28 protein-coding genes and 1 tRNA gene are annotated in these 21086 nt (G+C 71.2%); 16 read left to right on the top strand and 13 right to left on the bottom strand.

Annotation, left to right across the window (positions count from 1 at the left end):
- Nucleotides 1-110: 110 nt before the first annotated feature.
- Nucleotides 111-815 carry an AAA family ATPase gene (locus tag ACIGXJ_RS10110; RefSeq protein WP_399642888.1) on the bottom strand — a complete coding sequence of 235 codons (705 nt, stop codon included), beginning with the start codon at nucleotides 813-815 and terminating at the stop codon, nucleotides 111-113.
- Nucleotides 812-1570 (bottom strand): GntR family transcriptional regulator, encoded by a 759-nt coding sequence (locus ACIGXJ_RS10105; protein WP_399642887.1) that lies wholly within the window; start codon nucleotides 1568-1570, stop codon nucleotides 812-814. Before ACIGXJ_RS10105 ends, ACIGXJ_RS10110 begins: the two co-directional genes overlap by 4 nt.
- A gap of 477 nt (nucleotides 1571-2047) precedes the next feature.
- Between ACIGXJ_RS10105 and ACIGXJ_RS10100 the strand changes: the two genes are divergently transcribed.
- From ACIGXJ_RS10100 to ACIGXJ_RS10035, 14 genes are all read left to right on the top strand, one after another.
- Nucleotides 2048-2317, top strand: coding sequence for a DUF6284 family protein (locus ACIGXJ_RS10100; protein WP_399642886.1), 270 nt, complete (start codon nucleotides 2048-2050; stop codon nucleotides 2315-2317).
- Nucleotides 2314-3171, top strand: a complete 858-nt coding sequence (locus tag ACIGXJ_RS10095) for a protein spdB (protein ID WP_399642885.1) — start codon at nucleotides 2314-2316, stop codon at nucleotides 3169-3171. The genes ACIGXJ_RS10100 and ACIGXJ_RS10095 overlap by 4 nt, the downstream gene beginning before the upstream one ends.
- Entirely contained in the window at nucleotides 3171-3518 is a 348-nt protein-coding gene (locus tag ACIGXJ_RS10090; RefSeq protein ID WP_399643658.1) for an RRQRL motif-containing zinc-binding protein, read from the top strand. Before ACIGXJ_RS10095 ends, ACIGXJ_RS10090 begins: the two co-directional genes overlap by 1 nt.
- 1 nt (nucleotide 3519) lies before the next feature.
- On the top strand, nucleotides 3520-3837 hold the full coding sequence (locus tag ACIGXJ_RS10085) for a hypothetical protein (protein ID WP_399642884.1): 318 nt from the start codon (nucleotides 3520-3522) through the stop codon (nucleotides 3835-3837).
- Nucleotides 3838-3839: 2 nt separating this feature from the next.
- Nucleotides 3840-4013, top strand: a complete 174-nt coding sequence (locus ACIGXJ_RS10080; RefSeq protein WP_399642883.1) for a pRL2-8 — start codon at nucleotides 3840-3842, stop codon at nucleotides 4011-4013.
- A 118-nt stretch (nucleotides 4014-4131) separates the two neighbouring features.
- Nucleotides 4132-6261, top strand: a complete 2130-nt coding sequence (locus ACIGXJ_RS10075; protein ID WP_399642882.1) for an ATP-binding protein — start codon at nucleotides 4132-4134, stop codon at nucleotides 6259-6261.
- A 204-nt stretch (nucleotides 6262-6465) separates the two neighbouring features.
- Nucleotides 6466-6933, top strand: coding sequence for a hypothetical protein (locus tag ACIGXJ_RS10070; protein WP_399642881.1), 468 nt, complete (start codon nucleotides 6466-6468; stop codon nucleotides 6931-6933).
- A 19-nt stretch (nucleotides 6934-6952) separates the two neighbouring features.
- Nucleotides 6953-7207, top strand: coding sequence for a hypothetical protein (locus tag ACIGXJ_RS10065; RefSeq protein WP_399642880.1), 255 nt, complete (start codon nucleotides 6953-6955; stop codon nucleotides 7205-7207).
- A 91-nt stretch (nucleotides 7208-7298) separates the two neighbouring features.
- The gene (locus ACIGXJ_RS10060; protein ID WP_399642879.1) at nucleotides 7299-8399 is read left to right on the top strand and encodes a DNA cytosine methyltransferase; all 1101 of its coding nucleotides are present in this window, start codon (nucleotides 7299-7301) and stop codon (nucleotides 8397-8399) included.
- Nucleotides 8396-9289 (top strand): bifunctional DNA primase/polymerase, encoded by an 894-nt coding sequence (locus tag ACIGXJ_RS10055; RefSeq protein WP_399642878.1) that lies wholly within the window; start codon nucleotides 8396-8398, stop codon nucleotides 9287-9289. Before ACIGXJ_RS10060 ends, ACIGXJ_RS10055 begins: the two co-directional genes overlap by 4 nt.
- Nucleotides 9286-9717, top strand: coding sequence for a hypothetical protein (locus ACIGXJ_RS10050; protein ID WP_399642877.1), 432 nt, complete (start codon nucleotides 9286-9288; stop codon nucleotides 9715-9717). The genes ACIGXJ_RS10055 and ACIGXJ_RS10050 overlap by 4 nt, the downstream gene beginning before the upstream one ends.
- Nucleotides 9714-10865, top strand: coding sequence for a DUF3631 domain-containing protein (locus ACIGXJ_RS10045; protein WP_399642876.1), 1152 nt, complete (start codon nucleotides 9714-9716; stop codon nucleotides 10863-10865). Before ACIGXJ_RS10050 ends, ACIGXJ_RS10045 begins: the two co-directional genes overlap by 4 nt.
- Before the next feature lie 205 nt (nucleotides 10866-11070).
- A complete protein-coding gene (locus ACIGXJ_RS10040; RefSeq protein ID WP_399642875.1) occupies nucleotides 11071-11301 on the top strand; it encodes a helix-turn-helix domain-containing protein in 231 nt (76 codons plus the stop codon).
- A gap of 11 nt (nucleotides 11302-11312) precedes the next feature.
- Nucleotides 11313-12557 carry a tyrosine-type recombinase/integrase gene (locus ACIGXJ_RS10035; protein ID WP_399642874.1) on the top strand — a complete coding sequence of 415 codons (1245 nt, stop codon included), beginning with the start codon at nucleotides 11313-11315 and terminating at the stop codon, nucleotides 12555-12557.
- A gap of 280 nt (nucleotides 12558-12837) precedes the next feature.
- Here the strand turns inward: ACIGXJ_RS10035 and ACIGXJ_RS10030 are convergent, their stop codons facing one another.
- From ACIGXJ_RS10030 to ACIGXJ_RS10010, 5 genes are all read right to left on the bottom strand, one after another.
- Nucleotides 12838-12966: a hypothetical protein gene (locus ACIGXJ_RS10030; protein WP_399642873.1), complete on the bottom strand. Its 129-nt coding sequence runs from the start codon at nucleotides 12964-12966 to the stop codon at nucleotides 12838-12840.
- A gap of 464 nt (nucleotides 12967-13430) precedes the next feature.
- Nucleotides 13431-13515 (bottom strand) — tRNA-Ser (locus ACIGXJ_RS10025).
- Between the two features lie 59 nt (nucleotides 13516-13574).
- The gene (gene tadA / locus ACIGXJ_RS10020) at nucleotides 13575-14006 is read right to left on the bottom strand and encodes a tRNA adenosine(34) deaminase TadA (RefSeq protein WP_399643656.1); all 432 of its coding nucleotides are present in this window, start codon (nucleotides 14004-14006) and stop codon (nucleotides 13575-13577) included.
- Between the two features lie 89 nt (nucleotides 14007-14095).
- Nucleotides 14096-14635, bottom strand: coding sequence for a hypothetical protein (locus ACIGXJ_RS10015; RefSeq protein ID WP_399642872.1), 540 nt, complete (start codon nucleotides 14633-14635; stop codon nucleotides 14096-14098).
- 314 nt (nucleotides 14636-14949) lie between these two features.
- Nucleotides 14950-15660 (bottom strand): hypothetical protein, encoded by a 711-nt coding sequence (locus tag ACIGXJ_RS10010; protein WP_399642871.1) that lies wholly within the window; start codon nucleotides 15658-15660, stop codon nucleotides 14950-14952.
- Nucleotides 15661-15755: 95 nt separating this feature from the next.
- Between ACIGXJ_RS10010 and upp the strand changes: the two genes are divergently transcribed.
- Nucleotides 15756-16391 (top strand): uracil phosphoribosyltransferase, encoded by a 636-nt coding sequence (gene upp, locus ACIGXJ_RS10005; RefSeq protein WP_399642870.1) that lies wholly within the window; start codon nucleotides 15756-15758, stop codon nucleotides 16389-16391.
- A gap of 56 nt (nucleotides 16392-16447) precedes the next feature.
- Here the strand turns inward: upp and ACIGXJ_RS10000 are convergent, their stop codons facing one another.
- Together ACIGXJ_RS10000 and ACIGXJ_RS09995 are read right to left on the bottom strand one after the other, a co-directional pair.
- Nucleotides 16448-17095, bottom strand: a complete 648-nt coding sequence (locus ACIGXJ_RS10000; RefSeq protein ID WP_399642869.1) for a LytR C-terminal domain-containing protein — start codon at nucleotides 17093-17095, stop codon at nucleotides 16448-16450.
- Nucleotides 17096-17195: 100 nt separating this feature from the next.
- Nucleotides 17196-17492, bottom strand: coding sequence for a type II toxin-antitoxin system VapB family antitoxin (locus ACIGXJ_RS09995; RefSeq protein WP_004943146.1), 297 nt, complete (start codon nucleotides 17490-17492; stop codon nucleotides 17196-17198).
- 104 nt (nucleotides 17493-17596) lie between these two features.
- Here ACIGXJ_RS09995 and ACIGXJ_RS09990 point away from each other — a divergent pair, with 104 nt between their 5' ends.
- Entirely contained in the window at nucleotides 17597-19162 is a 1566-nt protein-coding gene (locus tag ACIGXJ_RS09990) for a helicase HerA-like domain-containing protein (RefSeq protein WP_399642868.1), read from the top strand.
- A 33-nt stretch (nucleotides 19163-19195) separates the two neighbouring features.
- Here ACIGXJ_RS09990 and ACIGXJ_RS09985 read toward each other — a convergent pair whose 3' ends face one another.
- The 4 genes from ACIGXJ_RS09985 to ACIGXJ_RS09970 all read right to left on the bottom strand — a co-directional run bounded on the left by ACIGXJ_RS09985 (nucleotide 19196) and on the right by ACIGXJ_RS09970 (nucleotide 21083).
- On the bottom strand, nucleotides 19196-19321 hold the full coding sequence (locus ACIGXJ_RS09985) for a hypothetical protein (RefSeq protein WP_399642867.1): 126 nt from the start codon (nucleotides 19319-19321) through the stop codon (nucleotides 19196-19198).
- A gap of 49 nt (nucleotides 19322-19370) precedes the next feature.
- Nucleotides 19371-19694 (bottom strand): hypothetical protein, encoded by a 324-nt coding sequence (locus tag ACIGXJ_RS09980; RefSeq protein WP_399642866.1) that lies wholly within the window; start codon nucleotides 19692-19694, stop codon nucleotides 19371-19373.
- A 75-nt stretch (nucleotides 19695-19769) separates the two neighbouring features.
- Nucleotides 19770-20408 (bottom strand): HdeD family acid-resistance protein, encoded by a 639-nt coding sequence (locus tag ACIGXJ_RS09975; RefSeq protein WP_399643654.1) that lies wholly within the window; start codon nucleotides 20406-20408, stop codon nucleotides 19770-19772.
- An 84-nt stretch (nucleotides 20409-20492) separates the two neighbouring features.
- Nucleotides 20493-21083, bottom strand: coding sequence for an HhH-GPD-type base excision DNA repair protein (locus ACIGXJ_RS09970; RefSeq protein WP_399642865.1), 591 nt, complete (start codon nucleotides 21081-21083; stop codon nucleotides 20493-20495).
- Between the last annotated feature and the right edge of the window lie 3 nt (nucleotides 21084-21086).

Genomic DNA, 21086 nt, shown 5'->3' with positions numbered 1-21086 from the left:
TCCCCGTTCATTCCCGTACTCCGGCCCGTGCCGTGAACAGCTCTGAACGGCGCTGGACCGGCATGAATGAGACGGAAACTGAGACGGACGGGGGCGGGCTGACCAGCCCGTTAGCCCTTCCTCGCCGTCTCGTCCATGCGCGCCGCAGCGTCGTCCAGGGCTGCAATCACGGTCGCAGGATCCCCGTCGTACGTGAGGTGCGGTTCGTCCTCTCCGGGCGGGAAGAAGCGGGTGCGGTACCGCTGGAGGTCACTCTCGGAGAAGTAGATGGCGTTGGGGTCGTGTGCGTGGTCCTCGTTGCGCTTGCTGATCCGTGACCAGAGTTCGTCATGGCTTGCTGCGAGAAGGACGAGCAACGGGATGGCGCCGGCATCGGTTGCGACGGCTCGCCACCGCGCGCGGTCCTCCGGGGTCCAGAGGCCATGGTCGAGCACGGCGTCACCCCCCGACAGCAGCCTTTCCCGGAGTTCGACAGCGACGTCCTCAAGGACCGGCCGTTCAAGGGTGGGGAAAGAGCCGCGCGGGAAGTCCACGCCGTATACGCCGTGACGGCGGAACATCTCCTCGTCCGGGCACAGGCGTACGAATCCGCGAGCGGCGAGGGCGCGGGAAAGCGTGGTCTTGCCAGAGCCGGGAAGGCCGACCAGCAGGACACAGAACGGCGGGCGTGAGGACATTGGTTTCGTCATGGTCTCGGAGATGGCGGCCATCTCGTCTTCGGCCTCCGGCGTGATCGTGCCAGTGCTGCGGGCCGCGAGCAGTACGCCCAAGCGGTCTTCGAGCACGCTCCACAGCGTGTCATCCACGACCGTCACGGGGAAACCTCCGATTCAGTCCGCCACGTTCGCCCCGGACTGCCCAGGTCGACGCCGTACTCAACGACGCTACCTTCGCTGTCGATGAACTTCGCTGTCATCACGACGACCGGTTCGGCCGGCGGGTTGCTGGGGTCAAGCTCTAGGAGCCGTGCATCCTCCGCGGTCAGCAGGCGGGCTGAGGCGGTGTCCACACGATGACTGATCGGGCGGCCGGTCGTCTGCGCGATGAGCTGGAGTGAAGTACCGCCGGTCAGGCGTTCGCTCAGGGCCAGTTGTGGGATGAGCTTTCCGTACTGAGCGGGGATCCAAGAGGTGCTGTGGGCCACGATGCCATGCCGGTCCCTGTAGACCCGGCGACGACGGATCACGTCTGTGCCCGGCTCAATGTCCAGAGCCTCAGCGACGTCAGCCGGGGCAGGCACCACGGCCGCCTGGTGCGAGTCGGACCGCTCGCCTGAACCCCAGCTCGAACCTGTGCGTCGCCCCCGGTCTTGGCGCTGAGACCCCGAAGACATGGGCGCCGGCCGGTCGAGGACTTCGGTACCGATGCCGTGGATTCCTCGCACCAGGCCCTCGTTGCGCAGCTTGCGCAAGGCTTTCTCGGCCGTCGCCGTGCTGACGCTCCACTCCTCCGAGAGGTTTTTGATGCTCGGCAAGAGGGTCCCTGGCTGTAGCTGACCAGACGTAATCAGCTCGGTGTAGTGGGCGGCGATCTTCGCGTACGGCGCCCGATTGTCGGCCTGGCCTGCCATGTCGTCCGCTCCCTGTCGTCACTTCCCTGAGGTTCCCTAGCTTACCGCTTGACACCGCAGGGAACCCTAGGGAACCTTAGGGATGTGCCCGCCGGTCGGCTCGACTGATCGGGGGCGCTGGTTCCCGACGTGCGCTCAATCGGCCGTCAGGGGGCGACAGCAACGCCCGGAGGAAAGCCCGCAGGGGTGAGTACGAAGGAAGCGTCAGTTGATTGAAAACTCAACAGCGTGCCGAGGGAAGCCCGTTCCCCCTTCGCAATCAAGAGAGCGGGCGCGCGTAGGTCCTGCCCTGCGCGCGGTACAGCGCGACCTTCAGCCTTCCGCCGCACGATGCGGCGGCCGGTTGCCTCCGCTGCTCGTCTCGTACGAGCAGCGCCGAGGGGAGCCGGATGTTCCGACTCAACGGCAAGCGCCCCCGGTGCGGGAACACCGAGGGCGCGGTTCGGGCCGTTCACCTGTGGAAGGACACACGACCCAATGAGCCACATCGTCACTGTTCAGGACGCTGTTACCGCGTTCGCCGACTTCATGGAGCCGACGGACGCCGAGCTGGACGCGATCGAGCAGGAGTCGCCGCTGATCCTGGCGGAGGTCGACCTGCTGGACGCGCAGATCATCACGCTCGACCGCACCCCGACCGAGTTGGACAAGCGGCGCATCCGCCGGGCCCGTAACCGTGTGCTCGCCGCGCGCCGGGATCTGGTGAACCGCGCGGCCGGTGCGAGCGCGCCGGGGGGTGCGGCGTGAAGGCCAAGACCGTTCTTCCCTCTGTCGCGATGACGGCGGTGTCCATGGTGCTCACCCTCGCCGTGGTGGTGATGTGGCTGGGCGCCGCGATGCCGTGGCCCGTCGCCCTGGTCGTCGGTCTGGGCATCGACGGCGGATGGCTCGCCACCCTCGCCTACGAGCGCAGGCTCGCCGCGCAGGGCGACCACAGCCGGCCCGTGACCGCCGTCGGCTGGTTCTTCGGCCTGGTCGCCACGGGCGTCCTGGTCGCCCACGCGCTGCTGGCCGAAGCATCTTCCGGGGCGTGGCTGGCCGTGGCATGGCTGCCACTCGCGGCCAAGGCGCTGTGGCTGGTGCATGGGTTGTGGGAGCGCACCGCGCTCACCCCGGCCGCGCTGGACGCCATCACCGGGATTCAGCAGGAAGCCCGCGACGAAGCGGCCGTGGCCCGTGCCCGGCTGCGCGCCGAAGCCTCTACGGAGGAGACCCGGCTGACGGCCGTGACGCAGGCCGGTGCTCGCGTCGCGCGCGTCCAGGCCAGGACCGCCGAGACCCTCGCCGGGGCGTGGTCGACGCTGGAAGCGGCCCGGCGGGGCGAGGACACCGGCAGGGCGCTGACCAGCGTGACGGCCCGCGTCACACCCGACGACACACCCACATGGGAGCTCCCGGTGTGGGGGCCCGTCGAACCCCTGCCCGCGCTGGAGACGGGGCCCGCCTTGAGTGACGCGGACCTTGCGGAGCTGGTGGACAGCATCCGGCGCAGCGAGGTTCCTGCGCTGTCGTACCGGGAGATGGCCGCCCGGTTCCGCGCGGCCGGCCACTCCGCCTCCGAGGTCCGGCTGCGGGCCGCGTGGAAGCGCGTGGCTGTCTGATGGGCGCGCTGCCGGTGTTCCGCTGGCGCCTGGCCCCGGACGGATACGCCACCCGCCGCCAACTCAGGTCCCGCGGACTGCGGCCCGGCGGGCAGCCCGTCGCGGCCCAGCTCGAACGGCCGCGTCGACGGCGTGAGCCGCTGGTCGCCTACCTGTACCGCATCGACCTCGCCAAACCCGTACGGCCGATGACGCCGGCCCGGCGCCGTGCACTGGAGTGCGCGATGCGCGCCCGCCGCACCTGCCCCAAGTGCCACACGGACGCCGGATACGTCATCCCGCCCTCGCTCGGCATGTGCGTTCCCTGCGCCTACCCCGAACCCTGCGACGCCCTGAGGAGTGCCTGAGATGGGCAAGCCCAACACGAGCAAGCTGGACCGCGAGATCAAGCTGACGACGCGCAAGTTGGAAGCCGTCCGCAAGGGCGAGATGTGGGCGCTGACCGGCCCGGAGCGGCGCAAGGTGCTGCGGGCGCTGGCCGGTGGCGGTTACAACGTCGTGCGCGGCAAGAGCACCGGCCGCGCTGAGCGCAACCTTGACTCCGTCGCCGTCACGGCCGTGACCCGGCTGGAGGCCGAGCTGCACGCGCTGCACAAGGAGCGGGCCCGCATCGTCGCCGAGGCTGCCGCCGCCAAGGCCGCCAAGACGTCGTCCGGGTGGTGGTGACCATGGCCGAACTGGAGACACCGCCGGGCGAGTGCCCTCAGTGCTGGCGGCACGCCTACGACTCCCGCAACGCCCACAGCCATCTGGGACCGCGTGAGGACTGCCCGGAGTGCGTCGACCACATGATCAACGGCTGCCCCTACCTGGTGCCGAAGAAGTCGTACCGGTGGTGGTGACACCCCGTACCTGAGCACCCCGCACCCCTGACGGGCGGCCCTGATCCGCCGCCCGCCCACTCTCTCTTCCGTGTCTGCAACTCCCGCCCTGATCTGGGCAGTCAGGAGTCCCGTCGTCATGAGCGACAACGTCGTTCCCCTGCACAAAGACACCACCCCCGTCGCGTCGGCCGTCACCCGGCTGACGGTCGTGCCCGACCCGGCCGCGCCCGTCCCGACGCCGATCGAACGCCCCGTGCCGCTGTGGGTCCGTTCCGGTCGGGCCGTCCACCGCGCGGTCACGCACGAGAACACCCGCACCGCTGCACGCGCCGTCGCCCGGCACAGCCTGTATGTGTGGGGCGGGGCGAGGATCATGCGCCGCCGGGCGTGGGACGGCCGCACGGCCGCCCGGTACGAGCGCTACATGCGCGCCGCCGAGGCCGCGGGAAACATGGAGCTGGCCGCCGAGTGGGAGGAACGCGGGCAGCGCTTCCGCGAGGCCCGCCACCGCCGCCGTATGGACCTGCTCACCTCACCGATCGATGCCGCCCGGGGCCTCGCGGCCGGCGCGGGGATGAGCGTCGGGGGCCTGGTCGCCCTCGGCGTCGTCATGGCCGTGGCGACCAAGGACGCCGGAGACGTCTTCACCCCGCTCATGGCCACGGTGGAGTTCATCAACCTGCTCATCACCATCGTCTCCGTGGTGTGGGGGCCGCTGATCTCGATCGGCCCGTTCCTCGCCCTGCTCGCCTTGTGGTCGGTCGGCCGACACCAGCAGGCCGCACCCGCGTGGGCTCTTCCCCCGAACGCCCGCTCTGCAGAGGGCGAGGCCATCACCCCGTCGATCGTGGTCAAGGCCCTGCGCGACCTCGGCGTGCCCGCCCTCGCCCGCGCCATCAAGGAAATGGGCGACGCCGGCGCGTCCATGCTCGGCCCGATCCGCATCGCCGGATGCGGCGTGGAAGTCGACGTCACCCTCCCGTCCGGCGTGTCGACGAACGAGATTCAGCAGCGCCGCAGGAAGCTCGCCGAGAACCTCACCCGCCACGAGCACGAAGTCTTCATCACCATCCCCGAAGCTGCCCGCACGGTGCGCCTGTGGATCGCCGACTCCGGCGCGCTGGACGAGCCGATCGGCCCGTCCCCGCTGGTCACCGACGACACCCTGACCGCCGACTACGCCAAGGGCCGCGCCCCCTGGGGGCAGGATCTGCGGGGGGACGCTGCCGCGCTGAGCGTGTATCAGCGGCACCTGCTCATCACGGGTCTGTCGAACCAGGGCAAGACCGCCGCCCTGCGTGCGCTCGCGCTGTGGCTCGCCCTGGACCGGTCGGTGGAGTTCTGGCTGGGCGACCTCAAGGGCGTGGGCGACTGGGCCATGTTCGACGGCCTTGCCACCCGGCTCATCCAGGGCCCGACCGACGAACATGTCATCCAGGTCACCGAGATGGTTGAGGACGCGGTGGAGGAGATGAACCGCCGTCTCCAGGCCCCGCCCGGCACTGAATTCCCGCCGCTGATCGTGGTCGTGGATGAGGCGCAGGTGGCATTCATGTGCCCGGTCAAGGACGCGGACAAGCGCCCTTACGGCGGCTCGTCCTCCACCTCCCGGTACTTCATGGCCGCGCGGAAGATCCACAACCAGGGGCGGGCCGTGAACGTGCTGCTGTGGCAGGGCACGCAGGACCCCACCGACCAGAACCTTCCCAAGCTCGTGCGCGAGGGCGCCCACACCCGTGCCTCCCTCGCCCTGGGGACGGAGTCGCAGGCCCGCATGGCGCTCGGAGACAAGGCCGTCGACGGCGGCGCCGCACCGAACCTGCTGCGGCCGGGCCTGGACAAGGGAACGCTGGTCGTCGCGTCCGACGGCATCGCCGTCCCCAAGGGGCAGTCGTCCATCACCGTGCGCACGCACTACATCAGCACCGACGATGCCAAGGTCATCGCGAACCGGGCCAAGGCTCTGCGCGACGGCGTCACGACCCTGACCGTCATTGAGCGCGGCGCCGACCGCGACCCCCTCGCCGACATCCTCACCGTCATGGGCGACGCATCCCGGGTGCGGACCAAGGACGTCCTCACCCGCCTCGCCGCACTCAACTCAGACGCCTATGGCGACTGGTCGTTCCTCGACCTGACCCGCGTTCTCGACGGCACCGGCGCCGAGCCGTACAAGTCCGACGGCAAGATGACGATCAGCCGTGAGCGCCTCGCCCGTGCCCTCGCCGACCGCGCAGCGGACGATTCCGCTTCTGCCGACGAGTAGAGGGAGGCGCCCCCTCCCCGGGCCAGGGAGGCAGGGAGAACTCCCTAACCGCCTCCCTGACCCGCCTCCCTGGTCCTGACCTGCACAGATAATCGCTCAGGGAGTCAGGGAGGCACGCAGGTCAACACCCCCGAAACCCCCTCCACACACCCTCGGCAAGGGGGTGTCTCAGCCTCCCTGCCCGCCGTCCGGAAGGGATTCCGCATGTACCCGGAGCACAGCCCGAACGCCCCCGCAGCGCGGGCCGCAGAGGTCCACCACCCCACACCCCTCGCCCCCACCGTGGCCCCGTACGGGGCGCCCCTGGTCCCGGTGCAGCCGCACGGCGTGCCGGCGGTCGCGAGCGTCGTCCTGCCGGACGGTCGAGTCGTCACCGGCTACGCCGTCAGCCCCGCCCAGCCCGAACCGGTCACGGCCAAGCCGCCCGTCTCCCGCGCGGCTGTGAACGTCGCCCTCGGCGGCGTGGGGTTCCTCGCGGTGAGCGGCGGCCTGCTCCTGCTGAGCACGTTCATCGCCGCGCTCACGGCACTGGTCACCCAGCTCGTCATCCTCGCCGCCGTCATCTTCGGCGGATGGATCGCCGTGCAGGCGCTCAGCACCCGCCGCGACAGCGGTGGGACCACGGTCAACATCGGCAAGGCCGTCATCAAGCGCAACACGTTCCACGGCTGACAGGAGACCCACACCCGTGATGCGACTGCGTATCCAGACCGCGAACTGCCCCCGCTACGCGCTCATCCTCACCGACACCCCGCGCCCCGACTGCGTCAACTGCGCCGGTGCGGGCGGCATCTTCCACGACTACGCCGACCACACCGGCGAATACGCCGGCACCGAGTGCGAGCCCTGCGCCTGCTGGACCGACTGGCGTCTCAGGCTGCTGCCCCTGCCGTCCTGGCTCCGCCGCCGCCCCCGCGGCGGCTACAGCGACGAACCGCCCTTCTAGCTACGCCAAGGGCGGCCCCCACCTCTCGCCAAAGAACGCGGGGCCGCCCTTGCCAACCAGAACCCACTCAAGGAACTGGAGATCTCCCAGCATGACCCAACCCACCGACATTCGGCGAGCATCTGACTCGCCCCGCATCCTGGCGCTGTGCGCCGGCTACGGCGGTTTAGAGGCCGCAATCCGGTCCCGCATCGGCGGCCAGGTCGCCGCGTTCGCCGAGAACGACCCTTACACCGCAACTGTGTTCACCGCCCGCCACCCGGGCGTGCCCAACCTCGGGGACATCCGCCACGTCGACTGGAACCGCGTCCGGGACGTGTTCCGGCCGGACGTGATCGGCGCCGGTTTCCCCTGCCGCAACACCTCGAACGCCGGACGAAGGGACGGGATCAATGGGCAGTGGTCGCGGGTCTGGAAAAACGTCGCTGAGGCTGTGGGCCACGTTCGACCGCGCCTCGTCTTCCTGGAAAACGTGGCGGCGCTCCGCTCGCGGGGGCTGGACGTCGTCGCCGCGGACCTGGCCGCGATCCGGTATGACGTCCGGTGGACATGCGTACGCGCTGGTGACCCCGAAACCGGGGCCCCGCACGAACGCGACCGCTGGTTCGCAGTTGCCCATCCCGCTGATGCCGACCCCCACCAGTTCGGACGGCACTGGCGGCCCCGGCACCAGCCCGAAACGCAAGGGCGGGATGAACCTGCGCACCGCCGTCACGAAACTTCCGACGCCCCCGCAGTCGTGAGCCTGCTGCCCACGCCGGCGGCACGCGACTGGAAGTCGGGGGCGTCGAACCTGCTCGACCGCAACGCCCGGCCCCTGAACGAGGTCGCCGTGAACCTGCTCGCCGGTATCGACAACACCCCCAGCGGGCCGGTCCCGCTGGACGAACGGTGGGTGGCCTCGGACGGCACCGACTTCGGGCCCGCGATCCGCCGTTGGGAGCGCATCACCGGACGTCCGGCGCCCTGCCCCACCGAACCGGGCACGCGCGGCAACCGGCGCCTGTCCCCGCTGTTCACGGAGTGGATGATGGGTCTGCCCGAAGGGTGGGTCACCGCCGTGCCCGGCATCCCCCGCAAGGAACAACTGAAGATCCTCGGCAACGGCGTCGTACCTCGCCAGGCCCACCACGCCTACGGCCTGCTGCTCGGCGCCCATGACGCCGCGCTGGCGCTGGGGGTGGCGGCATGAACGAGGACCTGATGCGCGCCGCTCTGGAAGCCGCCGAGCGCGGCTGGCACGTCTTCCCCCTGCGGCCCGGCACCAAGCGGCCCGCCCTCCACGGCGAGCAGACATGCCCCCGCACCGGCCCGTGCGCTGGCGGGCATCTGAAATGGGAGCAGCGCGCCACCACCGACCCCGACCGCATCCGCGCCGCCTGGGCCCGCGCCCCCTACAACGTGGGCATCGCAACCGGCCCGTCCGGTCTGCTGGTCGTCGACCTGGACGTGCCCAAGGACAAGGGCAGTTCGGACACGCCTTGCGGCGCGACGACCTTTGCGGCGCTCTGCGAGCGCGCCGGCCACGCAATCCCCGCCACCTACCGCGTGCGGACCGCGAGCGGCGGGGTGCATCTGTACTTCAACGCCCCGCCCGGCACCCGCCTCACCAACACGGCGGGCACGATCGGGGAGTTGGTGGACACCCGCGCGTGGGGCGGTTACGTCGTCGCGGCGGGCAGCACCACCCCCACGGGAACCTACGAGCCCCTGTGCGGCCCTGAGACGGCCGCACTGCCCGGATGGCTGCACACCATCCTCCAACCCGCCCCCAAATCCCCTCAGGCCCCCTCCACGGCTGTAGCAGGGCAATCCCGCCGATACGCGGACGTAGCGCTCGCCGCCGAGACACGAAACGTCGCTTCGGCGGTCCACGGGGAGCGGGAGGCGAAACTCTTCCGCGCCGCACGCGCGTTGGGGCGGTTCGTCGCGTGGGGCGACCTCCCCCGTCACGTGGTCGAGCAGGCTCTTCAGGGAGCGGGGGAGGCGGCCGGACTCACCGCGGCCGAGTGCCGCTCCACCCTGCGCAGCGCCCTGAACTGGTCAATCAGCCACAACCAGACCAGGAGGAACGCGGCATGAACACCCCGCCCCGCCCCCTCCTGAAGAGCATCCCCACCACCCCGGACGGCCCGCAGCCCGCCGAACCGGCCGCCCCGCCGGCGGCCGTGGGCGAGCCGAAAGGCGTCGCCCGTAAGGGCGTCCGAACTACTCTTCGTTCTGACCGCCCGTGGGCCGACCCCGTCCGCCCCAACCCGTTAGACCCCACACCGGAGCAGCCCGGGCTGCGCGTCTACGCCCCGCCGGTCTACCGCGACCACTACGACGGGGCCCGCTGGTCCAAGCGCTACGGCGACACCCCTACCGCCGCCTACGCCTGCCCCTGCGGGCAGACCCGCACCGCGCGCGGGCAGCAGGCCGTGGCCGAACTGGTCGCCGACTACGACGCCCACAAGCACTTCTGCACCGGGGCCCCGGCCTCGCACACGGAAGGGAGGGCCGCCGCATGAGCGCCCCGCAGCCCATCGACGGCGCCGCCCTGCTCGACGAGGTCGAGCGGTTCCACCGCCGGTTCAACGTCTTCCCCACGGATGCCGCCTACGTTGCCGTCGCGCTGTGGGACGCCCACGCCCATCTGCTCGACTGCTTCGACTCCACCCCGCGTCTCGCCTTCCTGTCCCCCGAACCGGGGTCGGGCAAGTCGCGGGCGCTTGAGATCGTGGACACCCTCGTTCCCCAGCCCATGACGGCCGTCAACGCATCAGCCGCCGCCCTGTTCCGCGCGGTGTCCGGGCCGAACGGCCGACCGACCATCCTGTTCGACGAAATCGACACGATCTTCGGACCCAAGGCAGGGGACAACGAGGAACTACGCGGCTTCCTCAACGCCGGCCACCGACGTACCGGGGTCACCTACCGGTGCATCGGTGACGGCGGCAACCAGACCGTTCAGGCGTTCCCCTCCTACTGCGCGGTCGCGGTCGCCGGACTCGGCTCGCTCCCGGACACGATCATGACCCGGTCCGTCATCATCCGCATGCGCCGCAAGGGCCTCAACGAGACCGTGGAGCCCTACCGGGCCCGCATCCACGAGGCCGAGGGCAACAGGTTGCGCGACCGGCTCGCCCAGTGGACCGAACAGGTCCGCGCGCAGGTGGCGGACACGTGGCCGGACATGCCAGACGGCGTCACCGACCGGCCCGCCGATGTCTGGGAGCCCCTGCTGGCCGTCGCGGACGCTGCCGGGGGCGAGTGGCCCGAACGGGCCCGCAACGCCTGCGTGACCCTGGTCAAGGCATCCAGGGCCAACGACAAGGGCAGCCTGGGCATCCGGCTCCTGACCGACCTGCGCGATCACGTCCTGGTCGGCATCGACCGCCTGCCCACCGTCGCGATCCTGGACCGGCTCAACGCCCTGGACGATGCTCCGTGGGCCGACCTGGGCGGCAAGCCGCTCGACAACCGGCGGCTTTCCCGGATGCTCGCGGAGTACATGACGGCCGACAACGAGCCCATCAGCTCCCGCAACATCAAGACCGGCGGGAGCGTCCTCAAGGGCTACTACACCGCCGATCTCTGGGACGCGTGGGCCCGCTACTGCCCGCCACCCCCGGAAAGTCCGCTACCTCCGCTACCCGGCACCGAAAACGTGGCCTGACCAGCAACAACGCGGTAGCGGCAACCGGCCCCGGTTGCCGCTACCGCCCCGCTACCCATCCGCTACCGCTACCCCTTCCCGCTACCCCGAACAGGCCCCTGACCTGCGCGGTAGCGGCGGTAGCGGAAGTAGCGGCCCTCAGAAGGGGGTCTAGGAAGACCCCGCTCCCAACTCCCCGCCCGTGAGACGAAGGAGCGTCAATCGCATGGACACGGCCAACCTCGCCGATGCCCTCGATCCCACCCTCGTGCTGCTGACCGTGGAAGAGGCTGCCCGCCGTCTCCAGATCGGTCGAACCGTCTGCTACCGGCTCATCCGCTCCGGAGAGCTGGAGTCCATCACCGTCGGTCACCTCCGCAGGGTTCCCGCCGACGCTGTGCCGGAGTTCGTCTCCCGCCGCCGCATGAGCCACCGCCCCGCCCGCACTGCCGCCTGAGGAGTGAACGTATGACCGAAGCGAACGGCGAGAAGAAGCGCACCCGACAGCCCAACGGGCGGTCGTCCATCTACCAGGGCAGTGACGGCAAGTGGCACGGTCGAGTCACCGTCGGCGTCCGCGACGACGGCCGGCCGGACCGGCGCCACGTCGAACGGAAGACTCGCGCCGAGGTGACGGCCGCCGTCCGCGAGCTGGAGAAGCAGCGCGACGCAAAGACCCTCGCCAAGCCGGGCAAGCCCTGGACGGTCGAGACGTGGCTGACGCACTGGGTCGAGACCATCGCGCCGCTCGCGGTGAATGAGAACACCATGGTCGGCTACGGCGTCGCCGTCCGAAAGCACCTGATTCCCGCCCTGGGCGGTCACCGGCTCGACAAGCTCAGGCCGGAGCACATCGAGCGGTTCTACGGGCGGATGCAGGCCGACGGCCGTAAGGCCGGAACGATCCACCAGATTCACCGCACTTTCCGCACCTCGCTGAATGAGGCGGTACGGCGGGGCCACCTGGGCCGGAACCCCGTCCAGCTCGCCAAGGCGCCCCGCGTCCGGGAAGAGGAAGTCGAGCCCTTCACCGTGGAAGAGGTGCAGCGACTCTTGCAGGCCGCCGACGGCCGCCGGAACTCCGCACGCTGGGCCGTGGCGCTCGCGCTCGGACTCCGGCAGGGCGAGGCACTGGGCCTCAAGTGGTCGGACGTGGACCTTGAGCGGGGCGTCCTGATGGTCCGCCGGAGTCGTCGACGCCCGCGCTACGCCCATGGGTGCGATGGCACCTGCGGCCGGAAGGCTGGCTACTGCCCTCAGCGTCAGCGGACGAACCCCGAGACGGCCGAGACGAAGTCGCGCGCGGGACGGCGCGCGGTCGGTCTGCCCGCGCAGCTCGTCGACCTGCTCAGGGTCCATCGGATCAAGCAGGATGCCGAACGCGCGGCGGCCGGTGAGGACTGGGCCGACGAAGGATGGCTCTTCGCAACCCCGACCGGCCGGGGCACGTCACCCCGCACGGACTACGACGACTGGAAGGAGCTGCTGGAGGACGCCAAGGTGCGGGACGGCCGTCTGCACGACGCCCGCCACACCGCGGCTACCGTCCTGCTGATCCTCGGAGTCTCCGAGCGGGCCGTGATGGGGCTCATGGGCTGGTCGACCACGGCCATGGCCGCGCGGTACCAGCACATGGTCGACTCCGTCCGCAGTGACGTTGCCCGTCAGGTTGATGGACTCATCTGGAAGCCAGAGACAGGCCCAGCCGCGTGACCAGCTACGTTGGCGCCTAGGACGCTGGCGCAATGCTCAGCCGCGGAAAAGTTCGGTGGAAATGGTTGGCGGAATACTCGCCGACAACAATGCCCGACTGTCGTAAAACTTTGACGCGGACCGTAATGTCAAACTGCCACCGTCAAACTGATACCGTCTATGACGACGACCAGACCTCGCCCTCCCGCGAGATTGAGGCTCGCGGACAGCGAGGGCGAGGCTTTGGTGGCGTCGTGAGCCCTGGCTGATCACTCAGCCGGGGCTCACACCTGCTTGCGGATCACAGACAGCGCTCATAGAGCCACGCGATCACGAGGAAGACCTCGCAGCCGGCGGACACGCGCTCCGAGGAGACGTGCGGCTGTACGTGTTCCTGCCACCGATCCCTCAGCCACTTGAAGGGCTTCAAGATCGGCTCCTTTCTGACCCGAGGGTCAGAGAGGCGGGGTGGCGCCCCGCTTCGCCGGAGACGCAATCCGCGCCCCCAGCTGAAGGGTGCGGTTCGTTGTCCTCGGAAGGAGTAAGCAGGACGATACAGCGCGCGTCGAAAGAATCCCCAATCGTTCGCCCGTAAGTGCCCCTTGCGGCGAGGCCGTTGGAGATTTTCGCAGTTCAGGGGCTTCCGCTTGAGTTCCTCGTATGCCACTAAGAAATAGGCGCAGCCAACACCGGCCCCTTACCTGTGGAAAAGCACGCGCGCGCGTGTACGTCGTCGATCTCTTCGCGGGGCCTGGTGGAGTGGCTGTGAGGTCACAGCACGCGCACGGTGGAGCATCAGCCCGAGCGTGGGCCGCGCGCTGCCAACCGAGACGGAAACTGAGACGGAAGCCAGAAGGGGCGCCCGGTTCGATGACCGGGCGCCCCTTCTACCTGCGGTAGCGGAGGGATTTGAACCCTCGGTGACTTGCGCCACACTCGCTTTCGAGGCGAGCTCCTTCGGCCGCTCGGACACGCTACCGAGGGAGACCTTACAGCACGCCGGGCCCAGGTCAGAAATCGATATGCGGGCGGCCGCGGTCAGCGGGAGCGGAAGAAGTCGGTGAGCTGCCGGGCGCACTCCTGCGCGAGGACGCCCTCGACGACCTCGGGCCGGTGGTTGAGCCGCCGGTCGCGTACGACGTCCCAGAGCGAGCCGGCGGCGCCCGCCTTGTCGTCGCGGGCGCCGTAGACGACGCGGTCGACGCGGGAGAGGACGATCGCGCCCGCGCACATCGTGCACGGCTCCAGTGTCACCACCAGGGTGCAGCCGGTCAGCCGCCACTCGCCGAGCCGCTCGGCCGCGCGCCGGATGGCGAGCACCTCGGCGTGGGCCGTGGGGTCGCCGCCGGCCTCGCGTTCGTTGTGCCCGGTGGCCAGCACCGTCGTTCCGTCCGCGGCCAGCACGACGGCGCCGACGGGCACGTCGCCGCCCCGGACGGCCAGTTCGGCCTCCCGCAGGGCGAGGCGCATCGGTGCCCGCCAGCGGTCGCGCACCGGATCGGGGACACGGTCGCCCGTGTCCCCGCCGGCCGGTTCGTCCGCGGTCGTGTCCACAGCGGTCAGCGGACGGTCTCCAGGACCTCCGAGGCGCCGAGGGCCTCGGCGATCTCGGTGAGCGCGTCCGTGGTCAGCGACTTCAGCTCCTTCTCGCTGACGCCGAGGTCGTCGAGGATGCCGGAGTCGCCGACCGGGCCGTGCGGCGGCACCGCTTCGGCGGAGGCGGCCGGCCCGGCGTCCTCGGAGTCGTCGTCGTCACCGTCCTCGCCGTCCTCGGTGCCGTCGAGGTCGAGGGCGTCCAGGACGTCCTCGTCACCGGGGTCCCGGCCGAGGAGTTCGTCGGTGAGCAGGATCTCCCCGTAGCTGCTGCGGGAGGCCGCGGCGGCGTCCGAGACATAGATCCGCGGGTCGTCCTCGCCGTCGACGCGGACGACGCCGAACCAGGCGTCCTCCTGCTCGATCAGGACGAGAACGGTGTCCTCGTCGGGAGAGGCTTCCCGGGCCAGGTCGGCCAGATCCGACAGGGTCTCCACATCGTCGAGCTCTGTGTCGCTCGCTTCCCACCCGTCTTCGGTGCGCGCGAGCAGTGCGGCGAAGTACACCGTGACTCTCCCACTGGTCAGAGGCGTGCCGGTTGGGGGTCCCCCCGGCGGAGGTTACGGGCGGAGAGAGCTCAGGCTCCGAGCCCCACCCACTCGGAATCGTGGCAGAAACAAAGCGCCCAGGGGACGTCTTCGGCTCCCTGTGTCCGGCAGTTTCGATCGCGGACCTGCAATCGGCTCACCGGCGCGCTCGTCACCACCACCAGCGGATCGTACGCGGGTTTCTCCGTGGCCCACGCACTCCTGTCACGGCCAACGCCCGTGACAGGAGCGGAGCTTCCCGTTCCACCGTGATCTTCCGGGGAGGTGGTTCTCTACCAGCGGAACGTTCGCATGCGCATCGCGTGCCGCAGCCGCGCGGCCTTGGCCCGCCGCGGCTGAACCCGGTCACGCAGTTCCCTCGCCTCGGCGAGTTCCCGCAGGAACCGGGCGCGCCGCCGCCGCCGCTCCCCGTCCGACTCGGGCGTCTGCTCGTCCCCGCGGGCGGACGGAGGGTCGTCACCGTCGCGGGGGGTGCCGCCGCGACCGGGAGCCGAGCCGGGGGCGCCGCCGCCCGGGGCGGGCCCGCGGCCGGTGTCCTGGTTCCGGCCGGCCGTGCCGGTGCTGCTCGCGCGGGCTCGGCCCGAGCCGGTACTGCCCCGGCGGGACCCGGCCGTGCCGGACTCCGCCGCGCTCGCCCCGGTTCCGTCGCCCGGGCCCGCGCCGGCCTCGGCCGCGCCTCTTCTCCCCGCGCTCGTCCGGGCCGTGCGGGTCCCGCCCGCGGCCGTCCCGCCCGCGGCCGTCCCGCCCGCGGCGGCGGCGCCCCTGGCCCCGCCGCCGCCGGCCCGGCGGTCCGCGGCCGTCTCCCTCGCGGGCCCGGTCCTCTCGGGTCCGGCCCTGTTGCCGGAGGCCGTCGGTTTCCTTGTGCGTGTGCTGTTTGCGGCCGTACGAGGGCCCGGCGTGACGGCGCCGGGCATGTCGCCGGTGTCGTCACGGCCCACGCGGCTCTTGCGCTTGGTGCCTTCGCGGTCAGGCAGGTCTGGCATCGGCTCACCACCCCGGTCCGTCCCTTTCACTGTCCCCCGACCGGGTGGTTCCACGCCAGCGCGCGGCGACAGGGAGCGCGGTTACTGTTATGGACATGCGTCTCCACGTCGTCGACCACCCCCTGGTCGCCCACAAGCTCACCACGCTGCGCGACCAGCGCACCGACTCCGCGACCTTCCGGCGTCTCGCCGACGAACTGGTCACCCTGCTCGCCTACGAGGCCACGCGGGACGTGCGTACCGAACAGGTCGACATCGACACCCCGGTGTCCCGGACCACCGGCGTCAAGCTCTCCCACCCGCGGCCCCTGGTCGTGCCGATCCTGCGCGCCGGTCTCGGCATGCTGGAGGGCATGGTCCGGCTGCTGCCGACCGCCGAGGTCGGCTTCATGGGCATGATCCGCAACGAGGAGACGCTCCAGGCGTCGACGTACGCCACGCGTATGCCCGAGGACCTCTCCGGGCGGCAGGTGTACGTCCTGGACCCGATGCTGGCGACCGGCGGCACGCTCGTCGCGGCGATCCAGGAGCTGATCAAGCGCGGTGCCGACGACGTGACCGCCGTGGTGCTGCTCGCCGCGCCCGAGGGCGTCGAGGTCATGGAGCGGGACCTGGCCGGGGCGCCGGTGACCGTGGTGACGGCGTCCGTGGACGAGCGGCTCAACGAGCACGGCTACATCGTGCCGGGCCTCGGTGACGCCGGGGACCGCATGTACGGGTCGGCCGAGTAACGCCGTTCCCGCGTGGGGGCGCGGGCCGCTGGGGTCCCGCCCCCTGAAGGAAGCTCTCAGCAGCTCTTCCGCGAGGTGCTCGGCCTCGGTGCCGGTGCCGTCAGGCTCTTCACCGCCCTCGCCGCGTCCGCCTTGGGCGTCAGCGTGCGGAACCTGTTGCCGATGATCAGGTCCAGCGTCGCCCCCTTGCGGCCCGGCTCGGTGCGCTGCTGCGCGCCGGTGAGCTGGGTGGCGAGGACGGCCAGCGAGGTGTCCTTCGCGGAGGCGGGCCCGAGGAGCAGGCCGATGCCCTGGAGCTTCTTGTCGTAACGGGCGCCGGCGTTGCCGACGTCCCCGATGCGGAAGCCGCGGCGCTTCAGCTCGTCCGCGGTCTGCTTGGCCAGGCCCTGCCGGGTCGTGGCGTTGAAGACGTTGACGGTGATCCGGCGCGGCTCGGGCAGGGCGGCCACGGCCGCGCTGGGCGACGGGCTCGCCTTCGGGGCGCAGTCGGCCGTGGAGCCGGCCGCTCTGGTGGTGTCCCCGTCGCTGCCGGAGAAGACGTCGATGAGCTGCACCGTGCCCCAGCCGGCCGTGCCGAGGACGGCGAGGGAGGCGACGACCGCGAGGACGACCCTGCCCCGCCGCCGGGGGCGTCGCATCCGCGGGTATTTGTCCCCCGTGATCCGGTACTGGCCGCCCATGCCAGGGGGAGTCAGCATGCTCATGGGCGCAGCGTAGTGCGACCGGGCGGCGATGCCTACTAGATGATCATTCGACGTCGCGCGGCGGAACCCGAAAGGGCCAACGCACGAGCGGCGGCCGGCGTCAGTCCAGCTCGAGGACGCGCGCGTGCAGCACCTGACGCTGCTGGAGCGCGGCGCGGACGGCGCGGTGCAGACCGTCCTCCAGATAGAGGTCGCCCTGCCACTTCACGACGTGTGCGAACAGGTCGCCGTAGAAGGTGGAGTCCTCGGCGAGGAGGGTCTCCAGGTCGAGCTGCTGCTTGGTCGTCACGAGCTGATCGAGGCGGACCGGGCGCGGCGCGACGTCCGCCCACTGCCGGGTGCTTTCCCGGCCGTGGTCGGGGTACGGCCGGCCGTTTCCGATGCGCTTGAAGATCACACGGAAAGCCTACCGGTCAAGACGTTCCGGGCGCAGCCATGGAGACGGAGTGCGACTGTGGAAAAGATGCCGCAAATCGGGGTGAACCGGAACAGGGGTCCGAGATGAGCGACCGCGAGACCACACCCCGGACCACCGCGGGTCCCGCACCGGACCTCCCGTCCGCGGCCCGGGAGATCGCCGCCGGGTACGCCTTCACCGGGCCCGCCGTGGACCTCGGCGCCCTGATCTGGGACGGGGTCTGCCTGCCGGACGCGCGCGTGCGGGTCCCGCTGTCCGTGCTGAACCGGCACGGCCTGGTCGCGGGCGCCACCGGCACCGGAAAGACCAAGACGCTCCAGCTGATCGCCGAGCAGCTGTCGGCGCAGGGCGTGCCGGTGTTCCTCGCCGACATCAAGGGCGATCTCTCCGGGATCTGTGCGCCCGGAGCCATCAACGACAAGGTCCGCTCCCGTGCCGCCGAGATCCGCCGGCCGTGGACGGCGACCGGGTTCCCGGCCGAGTTCTACGCGCTCGGCGGCCTCGGCCACGGCATCCCCGTGCGCGCCACCGTCACCGGCTTCGGACCGGTGCTGCTGTCGAAGGCCCTCCAGCTCAACCGGACCCAGGAGCAGTCCCTCGGCCTGGTCTTCCACTACGCCGACACCAAGGGGCTCGAACTGGTCGACCTCAAGGACCTGCGGGCGGTCGTGGCCTTTCTGGCCTCCGACGAGGGCAAGGAGGAGCTGAGGAACCTCGGCGGCCTGTCCAGGGCCACGGCCGGGGTGATCCTGCGCTCGCTGACCGCCTTCGAGGCGGAGGGGGCGGGTGCCTTCTTCGGGGAGCCGGAGTTCGACACCTCGGAGTTCCTGCGGACGGCCGGGGACGGGCGGGGCACCGTCTCCGTCCTGGAGCTGCCCGCCGTGCAGGACAGGCCGCGGCTGTTCTCGACGTTCCTGATGTGGCTGCTCGCCGACCTCTTCCACGACCTGCCCGAGATCGGCGACGCCGGCCGGCCGGAGCTGGTGTTCTTCCTCGACGAGGCGCATCTGCTGTTCGACGGGGCCTCGAAGGCGTTCCTGGACGCCGTCACGCAGACCGTGCGGCTGATTCGCTCGAAAGGGGTCGGCGTGTTCTTCGTGACGCAGACCCCGAAGGACGTGCCCGCCGACGTCCTCGCCCAGCTCGGCAACCGTGTCCAGCACGCCCTGCGCGCCTTCACCCCGGACGACCAGAAGGCGCTCAAGGCCACGGTGAAGACCTTCCCTGACTCCGCCTACGACCTGGAGGAACTCCTCACCGGCCTCGGCACCGGCGAGGCCGTGGTCACCGTCCTCGACGAGAGGGGCGCCCCGACCCCGGTCGCCGCGACCCGGCTGTGCGCGCCGGAGTCGCTGATGGGCCCGGTCGACCCGGCCGTACTGGACCGGGCGGTGACGGCCTCGCCGCTGCACGGACGTTATGCACAGCCTGTGGACCGCGAATCGGCGTACGAGAAGCTCACGGCCGCGCCCGAGGACCGGCAGCCCCGGGAGAAGCACACCCGGGCCGACGCCCCGCAGGACGAGCCCTCCCTCGTCGAGCAGGTCGTCGGCAGCGGCGTGTTCAAGTCGCTGGCCCGCTCGGTCGGCACCCAGCTCGGCCGGGAGATCACCCGCTCGCTCTTCGGCACGGCCCGCCGCAGACGGTGAGGGCCGGGCGCCCGCGGGGGCGCCCGGCTCGGTTCAGCGCTCCTTGCGCTCTCCTGCCGGCGGGCACGGCTCGGGCCGCTTCCCCTCCGGTTTGGGCGCGCCGCGCGCGGCCTCGGCGCGCAGCAGGGCACGCAGGACCGCGTAGGGATCCGAGGGCATCTCGGTGCTCCTTGCGTCGTGACGGACAGGGCCTGGGGAAGCGGCTCCGTCAGCAGCGCAGGACCACCGTGCGCAGGACGTCCGGGCCGTACGACGGCAGCGGCGCAGCCGGCACCGGGCGGCGGGCGGGGACGGCGGGCGGCCGCGGCCGCGCCGGGGCCCGGCGCGCGGGTGCGGCGGGCCGGTGCAGGACGCGGTGCGGTGGACGCAGGGCCGTGTCCAGAAGGTCGTACTCGACGATCTCCCCGGGCACCGCGAGGGCCGGCGCGGTGAGGTTCGCCGCCGGGGGCGCGCCCAGCAGCAGGGCGAGCACCAGGACGAGCACACGCGGCCAGGTGCGGCGGCCGCGCAGCGCGCTCGGTGCGGTGCTCATGCCGGGTGCTGTGCCCGGCACGGCCCCGGGGTCAGCACGCCGGGGCCGAGATCCGCCCGCACGGACCACACGCGGTCACAGGGTGCGCGGCACCTGCCGGGCGTGGCGGCGCAGCACCCACGCCGTGACGATCTCCACGGCGCCGACGGCCACCAGCCAGACGCCGCCGAGGAGCGTGAGCACCGCGACCGACTCGAAGGGCGAGACGATCAGCACGATCCCGCCGAGGAAGGTGAGCCCGCCGAGGAGGATCTGCCAGCCGCGGGCCGGCATCGAGCCGTCGGAGGCGGCGGCCAGGGTCTGGGTGATGCCGCGGACGAGCCAGCCGATGCCGATCCACAGGGCCAGCAGCAGGATCGACTGCATCGGGCCGCGGAAGCAGAACAGGCCCAGCAGGATCGACACGACGCCGCTGATGAAGGCGAGGACCCGCAGGGCGGTGGTGCGGTGGGTGCCGAACGCGGCGACCAGCTGGAAGACGCCGCTGATCACGAGGTAGACGCCGAAGAGGACGCCGACGGCGAAGAGGGTGGCGTCGGGCCAGACGAGGACGAGGACGCCGAGGACCAGCGAGGCGACGCCGGTGAGCAGCACCACCTGCCACGCGGCTCGGGACAGGGCGTGCAGCGGGCCCTCGAGGGCGGGCTCGGGCTCGTGGAGGGCGGGGTGCGGGGGCACGCCCGCGTGGACGCGGCGGTCGTCGAACTCGCTCATGATCCATGCTTCGACCGGGCGGCGGGTCTCCGCCACTTGGCGGACTCCGTCCCGGTGACGCCGACGGCCGCCGGGGGAGGACGCTCAGGCCTTCTTCTTCATCGCTCGGGCCTTCGCCTTCATCTCCTGCTTGTGGGCGCGCACCCTGGTCAGGGACTCCGGGCCGGTGATGTCGGCGACCGACCTGAACGCGTCGGGTTCGCCGTAGGAGCCCGCCGCCTCACGCCAGCCCTTCGGCCGCACGCCCAGCTGCTTGCCGAGGAGGGCGAGGAAGATCTGGGCCTTCTGCTTGCCGAAGCCGGGGAGGTCCTCCAGGCGGCGCAGTAGCTCGGCGCCGTCGGGGACGCCCTTCCAGACGAGCTCGGCGTTGCCGTCGTAGTGCTCGACGAGGTAGCGGCACAGCTGCTGGATGCGCTGGGCCATGGAGCCGGGGTAGCGGTGCACGGCCGGTTTCTCCGTCAGGAGCGCGGCGAAGTCCTCAGGGTCCTGGGCGGCGATGGCGTGGGCGTCCAGGTCGTGCGCGCCGAGCCGGTCGGCGATGGTCCGAGGCCCCTTGAACGCCCACTCCATCGGCACCTGCTGGTCCAGCAGCATCCCGACCAGCGCGGCGAGGGGGGAGCGGCCGAGCAGTTCGTCGGCCGCGGGGTCCTGGGCGAGGTGCAGCGTGACGTCCATCCC

Source organism: Streptomyces sp. NPDC053367, from assembly GCF_044545925.1.
Lineage (GTDB): Bacteria > Actinomycetota > Actinomycetes > Streptomycetales > Streptomycetaceae > Streptomyces.
The sequence above is the reverse complement of the archived record's forward strand: the minus strand, read 5'-3'. Positions and strand labels throughout refer to the sequence as shown.